Source organism: Pseudomonas brassicacearum (genome assembly GCF_003732175.1).
GTDB lineage: Bacteria > Pseudomonadota > Gammaproteobacteria > Pseudomonadales > Pseudomonadaceae > Aquipseudomonas > Aquipseudomonas brassicacearum_G.
The window spans coordinates 1-14,681 of the sequence record NZ_MOBI01000046.1 but is presented as its reverse complement, the minus strand read 5'-3'; the positions used below and the strand labels follow the sequence as shown (position 1 = coordinate 14,681).

Genomic DNA, 14,681 nt, shown 5'->3' with positions numbered 1-14,681 from the left:
TGCACTCCCCAACAACTTTGCCCTGATTGTTAGGGGCTCTTCAGTGTGAAAAAAAAGCCGTGAAAAGCCAACGACCTGTAAACCTAGACCTAAGGACCATCAAACTCCCCATCACCGGCGTTACGTCGTTTCTTCACCGTGTTTCCGGCATCATCCTCTTCCTGGGCCTTGGCATCATGCTGTATGCATTGAGCAAATCCCTGGGTTCCGAGGAAGGTTTTGCCGAGGTGAAGGCATGCTTGACCAGTCCGCTGGCCAAGTTCGTAGCATGGGGCCTGCTGTCCGCCTTGCTGTATCACATGGTGGCCGGTGTACGCCATCTGATCATGGACATGGGCATCGGTGAGACGCTGGAAGGCGGCACGCTGGGCTCGAAAATTATCATCGCCGTTTCCGTGGTGTTGATCGTTCTGGCGGGAGTTTGGATATGGTAACCAGCGTTACGAACCTATCGCGTTCGGGCCTCTATGACTGGATGGCACAGCGTGTGTCTGCGGTCGTTCTCGCGGCTTATTTCATTTTCCTGATCGGATACCTTGTTGCGCACCCTGGCCTTGGCTACGCCCAATGGCATTTGCTGTTCGCAAACAACTGGATGCGCATCTTCAGTCTACTGGCCCTGGTTGCCCTTGGCGCTCACGCCTGGGTCGGCATGTGGACCATCGCGACCGACTACCTGACGCCAATGGCGCTGGGCAAGTCCGCGACTGCAGTACGTTTCCTTTTCCAGGCAGTATGCGGCGTTGCGATGTTCGCTTACTTCGTCTGGGGTGTGCAGATTCTCTGGGGTATCTGATTCATGTCTAACTCAGTAAATACGCTTTCGTTCGACGCCATTATCATTGGCGGCGGCGGTGCTGGCATGCGCGCTGCGCTGCAGCTGGCACAAGGTGGTCACAAGACTGCCGTAGTTACCAAGGTTTTCCCGACTCGTTCGCACACTGTATCCGCCCAGGGTGGCATCACCTGCGCCATCGCGTCCGCTGATCCGAACGATGACTGGCGCTGGCACATGTACGATACCGTCAAGGGTTCCGACTACATCGGTGACCAGGACGCTATCGAATACATGTGTTCCGTAGGTCCGGAAGCGGTCTTCGAGCTCGAGCACATGGGCTTGCCGTTCTCCCGTACCGAACAGGGTCGCATCTATCAGCGTCCGTTCGGCGGTCAGTCGAAAGACTTCGGTAAAGGTGGCCAGGCTGCCCGTACCTGCGCTGCTGCCGACCGTACCGGTCACGCTCTGCTGCACACTCTGTACCAGGCCAACCTGAAGGCCGGCACCGTATTCCTCAACGAATACTACGGCGTCGACCTGGTGAAGAACGAAGACGGTGCCTTTGTCGGCATGATCGTCATCTGCATCGAAACCGGCGAAACCTCCTACGTCCGCGCTAACGCCACCGTTCTGGCGACTGGCGGTGCAGGTCGTATCTACTCGTCCACCACCAACGCCCTGATCAACACCGGTGACGGCGTCGGCATGGCCCTGCGTGCTGGCGTGCCGGTACAAGACATCGAAATGTGGCAGTTCCACCCGACTGGCATCGCCGGCGCCGGTGTACTGGTTACCGAAGGTTGCCGCGGTGAAGGCGGTTACCTGATCAACAAGCACGGTGAGCGTTTCATGGAGCGTTATGCTCCGAACGCCAAAGACCTTGCCGGTCGTGACGTGGTTGCTCGCTCGATGGTTAAAGAAATCATCGCCGGCAACGGTTGCGGTCCGGATGGCGACCACGTAATGCTGAAACTCGATCACCTCGGTGAAGAAGTTCTGCACAGCCGTCTGCCAGGCATCATGGAACTGTCCAAGACCTTCGCTCACGTTGATCCAGCCGTAGCGCCGATCCCGGTTGTTCCAACCTGCCACTATATGATGGGCGGCGTTGCCACCAACATTCATGGCCAGGCAATCACTCAGGACGCCGACGGTGTCGACCAGATCATTCCTGGTCTGTTCGCAGTAGGTGAAGTAGCGTGCGTATCGGTTCACGGTGCCAACCGTCTGGGCGGCAACTCGCTGCTCGACCTGGTGGTATTCGGCCGTGCCGCCGGTCTGTTCCTGGAGCAGACCCTGAAAGAAGGCGTCGACTACGCTCGCCCTCGCCAGTCCGACATCGACGCAGCCTTGGCGCGTCTCGATGGCCTGAACTCGCGTACCGAAGGCGAAGACGTCGCTACCCTGCGTAAAGAGCTGCAAAGCTGCATGCAGAACTACTTCGGTGTATTCCGTACCGGCGAATACATGCAGAAGGGTATTGCTCAATTGGCTGATCTGCGTGGCCGTATCGCCAACGTCAAGATCAACGATAAGAGCCAGGCGTTCAACACTGCTCGTATCGAAGCGCTGGAACTGCAAAACCTGCTGGAAGTGGCCGAAGCTACTGCCATCGCTGCAGAAATCCGCAAAGAGTCCCGCGGCGCTCACGCCCGTGAAGACTACGAAGATCGCGACGACGAAAACTGGCTGTGCCACACCCTGTACTTCCCGGGTGACAAGCGCGTTACCAAGCGTGCCGTGAACTTCTCGCCGAAGACTGTTCCGACTTTTGAACCTAAGATTCGGACTTATTAAGGGTGGCCGCCATGTTGCAAGTCAGTGTTTATCGCTACAACCCTGATCAGGACGCCGCGCCGTTCATGCAGGAATTCCAGGTCGACACCGGTGGTAAAGACCTGATGGTGCTGGACGTGCTGGCCCTGATCAAAGAGCAGGACGAGGGTTTCTCCTATCGTCGCTCTTGCCGTGAAGGCGTTTGTGGTTCCGACGGCATGAACATCAACGGCAAAAACGGCCTGGCCTGCGTCACGCCGCTGTCTGCTGTCGTCAAAGGTAACAAGTTGATCGTTCGTCCTCTGCCAGGTTTGCCGGTTATCCGTGACCTGGTCGTCGATATGAGCATCTTCTACAAGCAATACGAGAAGGTTAAGCCTTTCCTGCAGAACGACACGCCGGCTCCGGCCATCGAGCGTCTGCAGACTCCTGAAGAGCGTGAAAAACTCGACGGTCTGTACGAGTGCATCCTGTGCGCTTGCTGCTCGACCTCTTGCCCGTCCTTCTGGTGGAACCCGGACAAGTTCCTGGGTCCAGCTGCTCTGCTGCAAGCTTACCGCTTCCTGGCAGACAGCCGTGACACCAAGACTTCCGAGCGTCTGGCTTCGCTGGATGACCCGTTCAGCGTATTCCGCTGCCGCGGGATCATGAACTGCGTCAACGTATGTCCGAAAGGCCTGAACCCGACTAAGGCCATCGGTCACATACGTAACATGCTGCTGCAAAGCGGCGTGTGATTCAGCTGTTGTACCCGTAGAACTGCTGTACCCGTAGAGGCTAAGGCGCGGGCTTCAACCCGCGTCTTGGCTATAACCAGAGTGGCAGCCCACAAGGCTGCGGCTCTTATTTTGAAGAAATGAGACAAGCAGGGGCATCCGGGCTGGTACCCGGACTATCAGCGTGATCCTAAGTGGCTTGTTTTGGTCGCTGCATTCGGACTTCTGCAAGCTTGCTCGGTGTCTTCGCCGATGGTGTTCCCCTAACCGAGGGTGACCAAGCATGCAAGAAAGCGTGATGCAGCGCATGTGGAACAGCGGCTATCTTTCAGGTGGTAACGCTGCCTATGTGGAAGAGCTTTATGAGCTCTACCTGCACGACCCTAACGCTGTGCCAGAAGAGTGGCGCACCAAATTTCAGACGTTGCCCGCTGACGGCAACGCTGCCACCGATGTATCGCACTCGACGATTCGCGATCATTTCGTGCTGCTGGCAAAGAACCAGCGCCGCGCCCAACCGGTTTCCGCCGGCAGCGTGAGCAGTGAGCACGAGAAGAAGCAAGTTGAAGTACTGCGACTGATCCAGGCCTACCGTATGCGTGGCCACCAAGCAGCCCAGCTTGACCCGCTGGGGCTGTGGCAGCGTCCTGCACCTGCAGACCTGTCGATCAATCATTACGGCTTGACCAATGCCGATCTTGATACGACCTTCCGTGCCGGCGACCTGTTCATCGGCAAAGAGGAAGCGAGCCTACGCGAAATTCACGAAGCGTTGCAGCAGACATATTGCCGCACCATCGGCGCTGAATTTACTCACATCGTCGATTCCGAGCAGCGCCAGTGGTTCCAGCAGCGTCTGGAAGGCGTGCGCGGTCGTCCGGTGTATTCGGCCGACATCAAGAGCCATCTGCTTGAGCGCGTCACCGCAGGCGAAGGTCTGGAAAAATACCTGGGTACCAAATACCCGGGCACCAAGCGTTTCGGCCTGGAAGGCGGCGAAAGCCTGATTCCGATGCTTGACGAGCTGATCCAGCGCTCCGGTTCCTACGGCACCAAGGAAATCGTTATCGGCATGGCCCACCGTGGCCGTCTGAACGTGCTGGTCAACACCTTCGGCAAGAACCCGCGCGAGCTGTTCGACGAGTTCGAAGGCAAGAAGAAGGTCGAGCTGGGTTCCGGTGACGTTAAATATCACCAGGGCTTCTCCTCCAACGTGATGACCACAGGCGGCGAAGTCCACCTGGCCATGGCCTTCAACCCGTCCCACCTGGAAATTGTTTCGCCAGTGGTCGAGGGTTCGGTCCGTGCCCGTCAGGATCGTCGTAACGATCCGACCGGTGAAAAGGTTCTGCCGATTTCCATCCACGGTGACGCGGCATTCGCAGGTCAAGGCGTGGTCATGGAAACCTTCCAGATGTCGCAGACTCGCGGCTTCCGGACTGGCGGTACGGTTCACATCGTGATCAACAACCAGGTTGGCTTCACCATCAGCAACCCGGAAGACTCGCGTTCCACCGAGTACGCCACCGACGTTGCGAAAATGATCCAGGCGCCGATCCTCCATGTGAATGGTGATGATCCGGAAGCCGTATTGTTCGTGACCCAGCTGGCCATCGACTACCGCATGCAGTTCAAGCGTGACGTGGTGATCGACCTGGTCTGCTACCGTCGTCGCGGTCACAACGAAGCGGACGAGCCAAGCGGCACCCAGCCTCTGATGTATCAGCAGATCACCAAGCAGCGCACCACGCGTGAGCTGTATGCCGATCGTCTGACTCAGAGCGGTGTGCTTGACGTTGCACGTGTTCAGGCGAAAGTCGACGAATACCGCAACGCGCTGGACAACGGTCTGCACGTAGTGAAAAGCCTGGTCAAGGAACCGAACAAAGAGCTGTTCGTCGACTGGCGTCCGTACCTGGGCCACGCCTGGACTGCGCGTCACGACACCACGTTCGATCTGAAGACCCTGCAAGAGCTGTCCGCCAAGCTGCTGGAAATCCCGGAAGGTTTTGTGGTTCAGCGCCAGGTTGCGAAGATCTACGAAGACCGTCAGAAAATGCAAGCCGGCGGCCTGCCGATCAACTGGGGTTACGCCGAAACCATGGCGTACGCGACCCTGGCGTTCGAAGGTCACCCGATTCGCATGACCGGCCAGGACATCGGCCGCGGTACGTTCTCGCACCGTCATGCGGTATTGCACAACCAGAAAGACGCGGGCACCTACATCCCGTTGCAACACCTGTACGAAGGCCAGCCACGTTTCGACCTGTACGATTCGTTCCTGTCCGAAGAAGCCGTACTGGCGTTCGAATACGGCTACTCCACCACCACGCCTGACGCGCTGGTGATCTGGGAAGCCCAATTCGGCGACTTCGCCAACGGTGCCCAGGTGGTTATCGACCAGTTCATCACCAGCGGTGAGCACAAGTGGGGCCGTCTGTGCGGTCTGACCATGTTGCTGCCACACGGTTATGAAGGTCAGGGTCCGGAGCACTCTTCGGCTCGTCTGGAGCGTTACCTGCAGCTGTGCGCCGAGCACAACATTCAGGTGTGCATGCCGACTACGCCGGCCCAGATCTACCACTTGTTGCGTCGCCAGGTGATTCGTCCTCTGCGCAAACCACTGGTAGTCCTGACTCCGAAGTCGCTGCTGCGTCACAAGCTGGCCATCTCGACCCTGGAAGATCTGGCCGAAGGTTCGTTCCAGACCGTTATTCCGGAAATCGATGCGCATGATCCGAAAAAGGTCACTCGCCTCGTGCTGTGTAGCGGCAAGGTCTACTACGACCTGCTGGAAAAACGCCGTGCCGAAGGTCGTGACGACATCGCCATCGTGCGTCTTGAGCAGCTGTACCCATTCCCTGAGGACGACTTGATTGAAGTCCTGGCTCCTTATTCCAACCTCAAACACATCGTTTGGTGTCAGGAAGAGCCGATGAACCAGGGTGCCTGGTACTGCAGCCAGCATCACATGCGTCGCATCGTTGGCGGTCACAACAAGTCTCTCGTACTCGAGTACGCGGGCCGTGACGCTTCTGCTGCACCTGCTTGTGGTTATGCATCGATGCACGCCGAACAGCAGGAAAAACTGCTGCAAGACGCCTTTACTGTTTAACGCCTTCGCGCACCTGAAACCGAATTTAAGGAACCACAGACAATGGCTATCGAGATCAAAGCCCCCACTTTCCCGGAATCGGTTGCCGATGGCACCGTTGCCACCTGGCACAAAAAACCGGGCGACGCGGTCAAGCGCGACGAACTGATCGTCGACATCGAAACCGATAAAGTCGTACTGGAAGTGTTGGCTACCGCTGATGGCGTACTGGGCGCTATCGTCAAGAACGAAGGCGACACCGTTCTGTCCGACGAAGTCCTGGGCTCCATCGGGGAGGGCGGTGCTGTTGCCGCCGCTCCGGCTGCCGCTGCTGCGCCTGCACAGGCTGCTGCTTCGGCCGCTGTTGGCGAAGATGATCCTGTTGCTGCACCGGCTGCTCGCAAGCTGGCTGAAGAAAACGGCATCAACATCGCTTCCGTTGCCGGTACTGGCAAAGGCGGCCGTGTGACCAAGGAAGACGTGGTTGCAGCAGTTGCTGCCAAGAAAGCCGCTCCGGCTGCCGCGCCTGCCAAGGCCGCTGCCCCGGCTGCCGCTGCTCCTGTGTTCGCTGCTGGCGACCGCACCGAGAAGCGCGTACCGATGACCCGCGTGCGTGCAACCGTGGCCAAGCGCCTGGTTGAAGCCCAGTCGAACATGGCGATGCTGACTACTTTCAACGAAGTCGACATGACTGAAGTCATGGCCCTGCGTTCGAAGTACAAGGACCTGTTCGAGAAGTCCCACAATGGCGTGCGCCTGGGCTTCATGTCGTTCTTCGTGAAAGCGGCCACCGAAGCGCTGAAACGCTTCCCGGCTGTCAACGCTTCCATCGACGGCGGCGACATCGTGTACCACGGCTATGCTGACGTCGGCGTTGCCGTGTCCAGCGACCGTGGCCTGGTGGTGCCGGTTCTGCGTAACGCCGAACTGATGAGCCTGGCTGAAATCGAAGGCGGCATTGCCAACTTCGGCAAGAAGGCTCGCGACGGCAAGCTGACCATCGACGAAATGACCGGTGGCACGTTCACCATCACTAACGGTGGTACATTCGGCTCGATGATGTCGACCCCGATCGTCAACCCGCCACAAGCGGCTATCCTGGGCATGCACAACATTCTGCAGCGTCCGATGGCGATCAACGGTCAGGTTGTTATCCGTCCGATGATGTACCTGGCTCTGTCCTACGATCACCGTTTGATCGACGGCAAAGAAGCTGTGACCTTCCTGGTTACCATCAAGAACCTGCTGGAAGACCCGGCTCGTCTGCTGCTGGATATCTGATTTCGTTGCACGGGCCGCCCAGCGATGAGCGGCCCATCTGTAATGACCAGCTTCGTCCCACGACGGTCCCCTGAACGGGATCGTCCGGTTTGATTCGAGAAGGAATGACACATGACTCAGAAATTCGACGTGGTAGTGATTGGTGCGGGCCCTGGCGGCTACGTAGCTGCCATTAAAGCGGCGCAACTTGGCCTTTCGACTGCCTGCATCGAGAAATACACCGACAAAGAGGGCAAACTGGCCCTCGGCGGTACTTGCCTGAACGTCGGCTGCATTCCGTCCAAGGCGCTGCTGGACAGCTCCTGGAAGTTTCACGAAGCTCAAGACGGCTTCGCGATCCACGGTATCAACCACGCTGGCGTGACCATGGACGTGCCAGCAATGGTCGGCCGCAAGGCCAACATCGTCAAAGGCCTGACCTCTGGCGTTGCGACCCTGTTCAAAGCTAATGGCGTGACCTCCCTGCAAGGCCACGGCAAACTGCTGGCCGGCAAGAAAGTCGAACTGACCAAGCCTGACGGCAGCGTCGAAATCATCGAAGCCGAGAACGTGATCCTGGCTCCAGGTTCGCGTCCGATCGACATTCCACCGGCTCCGGTTGACCAGAACGTGATCGTCGATTCGACCGGCGCTCTGGAATTCCAGTCCGTACCTAAGCGTCTGGGCGTAATCGGCGCTGGCGTGATTGGTCTGGAGTTGGGTTCGGTCTGGTCCCGTCTGGGCGCAGAAGTTACCGTTCTTGAAGCGCTGGACACCTTCCTGATGGCGGCTGACGCTGCTGTTTCCAAGGAAGCGCTGAAAACCCTGACCAAACAGGGTCTGGACATCAAACTGGGCGCTCGCGTTACCGGTTCCAAAGTGAACGGCAACGAAGTCGTTGTGAACTACACCGATGCCAACGGCGAACAGAACATCACGTTCGACAAGCTGATCGTAGCCGTTGGTCGCCGTCCAGTGACCACTGATCTGCTGTCCGCCGATTGCGGCGTGACCCTCGACGAGCGCGGTTTCGTGCACGTTGACGATCACTGCGCCACCACCGTACCGGGCGTTTACGCCATTGGTGACGTGGTTCGCGGCATGATGCTGGCACACAAGGCCTCGGAAGAGGGCATCATGGTTGTCGAGCGCATCAAGGGCCACAAAGCCCAGATGAACTATGACCTGATCCCTTCGGTTATTTATACTCACCCGGAAATTGCATGGGTTGGTAAAACCGAGCAGGCCTTGAAAGCTGAAGGCGTTGAAGTTAACGTCGGCACTTTCCCGTTCGCAGCCTCTGGCCGTGCCATGGCAGCCAACGATACCGGTGGTTTCGTCAAAGTGATCGCCGATGCCAAGACTGACCGCGTATTGGGCGTCCACGTGATTGGCCCGAGCGCAGCAGAACTGGTACAGCAGGGCGCAATCGGCATGGAATTCGGCACTAGCGCCGAAGACCTGGGCATGATGGTTTTCTCCCATCCGACCCTGTCCGAAGCCTTGCACGAAGCAGCTCTGGCAGTGAATGGCGGCGCCATTCACATCGCCAACCGCAAGAAGCGTTAAGACAATAAGAAACCACGGCGGTTTGGCCCGTCGTGAGCCTTGCATGCAAGACTCACCGCGGAATATCCGCTGGACGCAGTCTTGCGTAGCCCAGCTACGCAAGCAGCAGTCACAGGTGGTGCGGCACTTGAATGAGTGCAGCACCGAATGCGCAGTACCTAACGAAGACGGTAATAAGCATGAATCTTCACGAGTATCAGGGTAAGCAGCTGTTCGCTGAGTACGGCCTGCCAGTATCGACCGGTTACGCGGTAGACACCCCGGAAGCAGCAGCAGAAGCTTGCGACAAAATCGGCGGCAGCGAGTGGGTTGTCAAAGCCCAGGTTCACGCCGGTGGTCGCGGTAAAGCGGGCGGCGTCAAGCTGGTTCGCAGCAAAGAAGACGCTAAAGCATTCGCTCAACAGTGGTTGGGCAAGCGTCTGGTGACTTACCAGACTGATGCCAATGGTCAGCCAGTCACCAAGATCCTGGTTGAATCGTGCACTGATATCGCTAAAGAGCTGTACCTGGGCGCTGTCGTTGACCGTTCGAGCCGTCGCATCGTGTTCATGGCTTCCACCGAAGGTGGCGTGGACATCGAGAAAATCGCTCACGACACCCCTGAGAAAATCCTCAAGGCCACTATCGATCCACTGGTTGGCGCTCAGCCATTCCAGGGTCGCGAGCTGGCATTCCAGCTGGGTCTGGAAGGCAAGCAAGTTGCTCAGTTCGCCAAGATCTTCGTAGGTCTGGCCAAACTGTTCAAGGATCACGACCTGGCTCTGCTGGAAGTGAACCCGCTGGTGATCAAGACTGACGGCGATCTGCACTGCCTGGACGCGAAGATCAACATCGACGCCAACGCCATGTACCGTCAGCCTAAGCTGAAGACTTTCCACGATCCGTCGCAAGACGATCCGCGCGAAGCGCACGCTGCCAAGTTCGAACTGAACTACGTAGCCCTGGAAGGCAACATCGGTTGCATGGTCAACGGTGCTGGCTTGGCCATGGGTACCATGGACATCGTCAACCTGCATGGCGGCAAACCAGCCAACTTCCTCGACGTGGGCGGCGGTGCTACCAAAGAACGCGTTACCGAAGCGTTCAAGATCATCCTGTCCGACACTAACGTCGCTGCAGTATTGGTCAACATCTTCGGCGGCATCGTTCGCTGCGACATGATTGCCGAAGGCATCATCGGCGCTGTGAAAGAAGTCGGCGTGAAAATCCCGGTTGTTGTTCGCCTTGAAGGCAACAACGCTGAGCTGGGCGCTAAAGTACTGGCAGAAAGCGGTTTGAACATCATCGCTGCTACCAGCCTGACCGACGCTGCTCAACAAGTCGTTAAAGCTGCGGAGGGCAAATAATGAGCGTCCTGATCAATAAAGACACCAAAGTTATCTGCCAGGGTATTACCGGTTCGCAAGGTAGTTTCCACACCCAGCAAGCCATCGAATACGGCACCAAGATGGTTGGTGGCGTAACTCCAGGCAAAGGCGGCACCGAGCACCTGGGTCTGCCAGTGTTCAACACCGTGAAAGACGCTGTAGCAGCCACTGGCGCCACCGCCAGCGTGATCTACGTTCCAGCTCCTTTCTGCAAGGACTCGATCCTGGAAGCAGCATTCGGCGGCATCAAGCTGATCGTTTGCATCACTGAAGGCATTCCTACCCTGGACATGCTGGATGCCAAGGTCAAGTGCGACGAACTGGGCGTGATCCTGATCGGCCCTAACTGCCCAGGCGTGATCACTCCAGGCGAATGCAAGATCGGCATCATGCCAGGTCACATTCACTTGCCAGGCAAGGTCGGTATCGTTTCGCGTTCCGGCACCCTGACCTACGAAGCTGTCAAGCAAACTACTGACGCCGGTTTCGGTCAGTCGACTTGCGTCGGCATCGGTGGTGACCCGATCCCGGGTTCGAACTTCATCGACATCCTGAAACTGTTCCAGGAAGACCCGAAGACCGAAGCGATCGTCATGATCGGCGAGATCGGCGGTTCGGCTGAAGAAGAAGCGGCGGCCTACATCAAGGCACACGTGACCAAGCCGGTTGTTTCCTACATCGCTGGTGTGACTGCCCCTGCGGGCAAGCGCATGGGCCATGCTGGCGCAATCATCTCTGGCGGCAAAGGCACTGCAGACGAGAAATTCGCTGCTCTGCAAGACGCAGGCGTTAAAACCGTGCGTTCGCTGGCAGACATCGGCAAGGCCCTGGCCGAGCTGACTGGCTGGGCTGTCAAGTAAGCCTCGCGCTTAGCTGACGCTCCACCAAACAAAGGCCACCTTCGGGTGGCCTTTGTCGTTTCCGGGGGTGATCGTTCCCACGCTCTGCGTGGGAATGCATCCCGTGACGCTCCGCGTCACACCAAGAGCAGACGCAGAGCGTCCATGGCGGCATTCCCACGCAGAGCATGGGAACGATCTGTTCGGGCGGGAAATTTAGATATGAAAACACGACATGGATATGTCGTGCATCGGATAGTTCGCCCTGTAATAGTGCGTTTGTCAGACAAATTAGTTACGCTAGCCGCCATTTTGCGTTTGCTGCCCACAAGGACGCTGCGCGCTAAACGGGTCAGTCCTATACGGACCGACAGCATTTCCCTCACCCATAAGGGAAATCCCTCTCTAAATTCCGATTCAGTAGTGTGGTATTTCCTTAATGAAAGTGTTGAAAGGCCAGGACATCCTGGCACTCGGCTTTATGACGTTTGCCCTGTTCGTCGGGGCTGGCAACATCATCTTCCCGCCTATCGTCGGTTTGCAGTCCGGACCTAATGTCTGGATGGCGGCGCTCGGCTTTCTGATCACCGCCGTCGGTCTGCCGGTGATCACCGTTGTCGCGCTGGCCAAGGTCGGTGGCGCCATGGACACCTTGAGCAGCCCGATCGGCAAAATCGCCGGTGGTGTGCTGGCCGCCGCGTGCTACCTCGCCGTGGGCCCGCTGTTCGCCACCCCGCGGACCGCGACCGTGTCCTTCGAAGTGGGACTGGCGCCGCTGACCGGCGAAAGCCCGCTGGCGCTGCTGCTCTACAGCTCGGTTTACTTCCTGTTGGTGTTCTTCATCTCGCTGTATCCGGGCCGTCTGCTGGACACCGTTGGCCGTTTCCTCGCGCCACTGAAGATCATCGCCCTGGCCGTGCTCGGCATTGCCGCGTTTGCCTTGCCGGCGGGCGACATCGGCACTGCAACGCCTGAGTACGTCGCGGCGCCGTTCTCCCAGGGTTTCATCAATGGCTACCTGACCATGGATACCCTTGGCGCACTGGTGTTCGGCATCGTGATCGTCAACGCCATTCGTTCTCGCGGCGTCGAGTCTCCAGCCTTGATCACTCGTTACGCGATCATCGCCGGGCTGATTGCCGGTGTCGGTCTGGCGCTGGTGTACGTGAGTCTGTTCCGCCTGGGTTCGGGCAGCCATGAAGTCGCCGTCGGCGCTACCAACGGCGCAGCGGTATTGCACGCGTATGTGCAACACACCTTCGGTTCCCTGGGCAGCGGTTTCCTCGCGGTACTGATCTCCCTGGCTTGCCTGGTCACGGCAGTCGGCCTGACTTGCGCTTGCGCCGAGTACTTCAGCCGTGTGTTGCCACTGTCCTACAAGACACTGGTGATCATCCTGGCAGCGTTCTCGCTGCTGGTGTCCAACCTGGGCCTGACCAAGCTGATCGCGTTCTCGATCCCGGTACTGACCGCGATTTACCCGCCTTGCATCGTCTTGGTGGCGCTGAGCTTCTGTAAGGATTTCTGGCTGGAGCAAGGTCGCATCGTTGGCCCGGTGATGCTGGTGTCGTTCCTGTTCGGCATGATTGACGCGCTCAAGGGCGCAGGACTGGCGGACTGGATGCCGACTCAATTGGCACACTTGCCGCTGGCCGAACAAGGTCTGGCGTGGCTGGTACCATGCGTCTTTACCCTGGTGGTTGCATTTGCCTGCGACCGTTTGCTGGGCAAGCGCAGCGAAGCCTTGGCTTAAGCTTCACGGCCCACCACAAGTGGGCCGTAGGCAAAACAGAAATGCCCCGTATCAATCGATACGGGGCATTTTTTATGGGCGCGGTGCAGTGTCTTTTTCCTTGCGCTAACGTCGAACCACTGCCAAAACCACATATTGGGGCGAACCTTTGTGGCGAGGGGGCTTGCCCCCGTTGGGGCGCGAAGCGGCCCTGCGCGTTTCGGGGACTGCTGCGCAGTCCAACGGGGGCAAGCCCCCTCGCCACAAAAGCCCGTTTTCACAGGTATTTGGTATCCCGCACCCACATCACAAGGATACGCATGTCGTTCATCCACACCAATCTGATCCACATACTTGCCGCGCTCTGGTTTGTTATCTGCTGGGGCGGTTACACCCGTTACGCTATCTGGAAGGGTCGCGATACTGCGTGCCTGGCCAGTGTGCTGCACCTTTACCGCGAAGACTGGATGCGCCGCATGCTGCTGCGTGACAACCGCATCGCTGACGCCAGTGTGGTGGGCAATCTGGAGCGTAACGCCTCGTTCTTCGCCTCGAGCACCTTGATCATCCTCGCCGGTATTCTCACGGTGCTGGGCTCCTCCGAGCGGGCGCTGTCGTTGCTGGCAGACATTCCAATGGTTCAACAGGCTTCCCAGGGCATGTCGGAGATCAAGCTGCTGTGCCTGGCGCTGGTGTTCGTCTACGCCTTCTTCACCTTCAGTTGGTGTATGCGTCAATACAACTTCGCGGCGATCCTGATTGGCTCGGCGCCCATGATCGGTGAGCGCCACGTTTCCGAGCAGGAACGCAAGGCCTTCGCTTCGCGCGCCGCGCGGGTGATCTCGATGGCGGCCAACCAGTTCAACTTCGGTCTGCGTTCTTATTACTTCGGCATGACCATGCTCGCCTGGTTCGTCAGTCCGTGGCTGTTCATGCTGATGAGCGCGGGTGTGGTGCTGGTGTTATATCGCCGGGAGTTTCATTCCGACGTGCTTGACGTAATGGTCTATACCCCTACAGAGGCGCCATTGCCTGAGGCGATCAAAGAGGTAGCCTGATGAGTATCCCGTTCTGGTGTGTGTTTATCAGTGCCTTGCTGATTTTCATCGCCCGCATACCCGTGGCCAAGGCCATGAAAGAGCAGGGTGGTTACAACAATCACCTGCCCGCGCGCGCAACAGGTACAGCTCACAGGCTTCGGCGCTCGCGCACTGGCCGCGCATCAGAACAGTTTCGAGGCCTTCCTGTTGTTTGCGGTCGGGGTGTTAATGGCGCACACCACGCAAACGGCGGGGTGGCTGGTTGACGGGTTGGCAATCATCTTTGTGATTGTCCGGGTGATCTACTTGCTTAGCTACTGGGCTGACCTGGCCTGGCAACGAAGTCTGGTGTGGTTTGTCGGCTTTGTCTGTTCGTTGCTGCTGATGATTAGTCCGACCTTTCGCAGCGTGTTGCTCTAACATTTTAGTGACGAACACAATAAAGCCCGCACTTGGCGTAATGCCGATCAGTTAAGCCCTATTGCTTGACCTTTGGCCGCAAGAAATCAA

11 protein-coding genes and 1 pseudogene are annotated in these 14,681 nt (G+C 58.0%); all 12 read left to right on the top strand.

The annotated features are described in order from the left end of the window. The first annotated feature begins 59 nt into the window (after nt 1–59). The 12 genes and pseudogenes from sdhC (at nt 60) to BK658_RS29355 (ending at nt 14,591) form a co-directional block, all read left to right on the top strand. Nucleotides 60–434, top strand: coding sequence for a succinate dehydrogenase, cytochrome b556 subunit (sdhC, locus tag BK658_RS29415; RefSeq protein WP_123585367.1), 375 nt, complete (start codon nt 60–62; stop codon nt 432–434). Further along, nucleotides 428–796, top strand: coding sequence for a succinate dehydrogenase, hydrophobic membrane anchor protein (gene sdhD / locus BK658_RS29410; RefSeq protein ID WP_019692323.1), 369 nt, complete (start codon nt 428–430; stop codon nt 794–796). The genes sdhC and sdhD overlap by 7 nt, the downstream gene beginning before the upstream one ends. A 3-nt stretch (nt 797–799) precedes the next feature. Beyond that, complete coding sequence (gene sdhA / locus BK658_RS29405) at nt 800–2,575, top strand: succinate dehydrogenase flavoprotein subunit (protein ID WP_123585366.1); 1,776 nt, start codon at nt 800–802, stop codon at nt 2,573–2,575. 11 nt (nt 2,576–2,586) lie between these two features. Next, the gene (locus BK658_RS29400) at nt 2,587–3,291 is read left to right on the top strand and encodes a succinate dehydrogenase iron-sulfur subunit (RefSeq protein ID WP_019692321.1); all 705 of its coding nucleotides are present in this window, start codon (nt 2,587–2,589) and stop codon (nt 3,289–3,291) included. 262 nt (nt 3,292–3,553) lie between these two features. Next, nucleotides 3,554–6,385: a 2-oxoglutarate dehydrogenase E1 component gene (locus tag BK658_RS29395; protein ID WP_123585365.1), complete on the top strand. Its 2,832-nt coding sequence runs from the start codon at nt 3,554–3,556 to the stop codon at nt 6,383–6,385. Between the two features lie 42 nt (nt 6,386–6,427). Beyond that, the gene (odhB, locus tag BK658_RS29390) at nt 6,428–7,645 is read left to right on the top strand and encodes a 2-oxoglutarate dehydrogenase complex dihydrolipoyllysine-residue succinyltransferase (RefSeq protein ID WP_123585364.1); all 1,218 of its coding nucleotides are present in this window, start codon (nt 6,428–6,430) and stop codon (nt 7,643–7,645) included. 111 nt (nt 7,646–7,756) lie between these two features. Then, complete coding sequence (gene lpdA, locus BK658_RS29385) at nt 7,757–9,193, top strand: dihydrolipoyl dehydrogenase (protein ID WP_054593421.1); 1,437 nt, start codon at nt 7,757–7,759, stop codon at nt 9,191–9,193. Between the two features lie 179 nt (nt 9,194–9,372). Beyond that, on the top strand, nt 9,373–10,539 hold the full coding sequence (sucC, locus tag BK658_RS29380) for an ADP-forming succinate--CoA ligase subunit beta (protein ID WP_123585363.1): 1,167 nt from the start codon (nt 9,373–9,375) through the stop codon (nt 10,537–10,539). Then, the gene (gene sucD, locus BK658_RS29375) at nt 10,539–11,420 is read left to right on the top strand and encodes a succinate--CoA ligase subunit alpha (protein ID WP_019692317.1); all 882 of its coding nucleotides are present in this window, start codon (nt 10,539–10,541) and stop codon (nt 11,418–11,420) included. The genes sucC and sucD overlap by 1 nt, the downstream gene beginning before the upstream one ends. 418 nt (nt 11,421–11,838) lie before the next feature. After that, nucleotides 11,839–13,152 (top strand): branched-chain amino acid transport system II carrier protein, encoded by a 1,314-nt coding sequence (gene brnQ / locus BK658_RS29370; protein WP_123585362.1) that lies wholly within the window; start codon nt 11,839–11,841, stop codon nt 13,150–13,152. 299 nt (nt 13,153–13,451) lie between these two features. Continuing rightward, nucleotides 13,452–14,189: a DUF599 domain-containing protein gene (locus BK658_RS29360; protein ID WP_103319047.1), complete on the top strand. Its 738-nt coding sequence runs from the start codon at nt 13,452–13,454 to the stop codon at nt 14,187–14,189. Next, nucleotides 14,189–14,591 (top strand): annotated as a pseudogene (locus BK658_RS29355) (MAPEG family protein). The gene BK658_RS29360 and the pseudogene BK658_RS29355 overlap by 1 nt, the downstream one beginning before the upstream one ends. Nucleotides 14,592–14,681: the final 90 nt, after the last annotated feature.